The following is a 437-nucleotide window of genomic DNA, read 5'->3' on the forward strand; positions in this document are numbered from 1 at the left end:
GATAGTAGGTGAATGCCGAATAGAACAGGCCGAGTGAGTGCGGGAACGCAACTTCGCACAGCGGGTCGATGCGATTCCCTCGACCGTGCGCGATGCTGGTCGTCGCATACTCGCCGACGCCGTCGATCGTGACGACGGCGGCCTCCTCGAACGGCGATGGGTAGAACGCCGACGCCGCATGCGAGATGTGGTGCTCCGTGGCGAGCACCTGAGTCTTCCCCCCGGCGTACCGTCCGAAATAGCCGCCGACGTCGAGCCGTCCCGACGCGAAGCGCCGAATTGCCGCTTGGTATTCCTCCTCGCCGCGGCCGTTGGTCGCGGCGCGGGTCGCGGCGATGCGCTGGAGCTTCAGGGCTGGCAGCTCGTAGTAGCCGATCCAGTCGATATCGCGCCGACGCAAGCCGCCCGCGTGGAGGCAAAACCGAACCGCCTGCGCC

At 66.8% G+C, this 437-nt stretch carries 1 protein-coding gene; it reads right to left on the reverse strand.

Features of this window, described 5'->3' with window-relative positions; genetic code table 11:
• Positions 1-437, reverse strand: a 437-nt coding sequence (locus I6F37_RS40460; RefSeq protein WP_276573812.1) for a carbamoyltransferase N-terminal domain-containing protein, incomplete at both ends; no start/stop codon positions are given.

The organism is Bradyrhizobium sp. NBAIM08 (assembly GCF_020193935.1).
GTDB classification, from domain to species: Bacteria; Pseudomonadota; Alphaproteobacteria; order Rhizobiales; family Xanthobacteraceae; genus Bradyrhizobium; species Bradyrhizobium yuanmingense.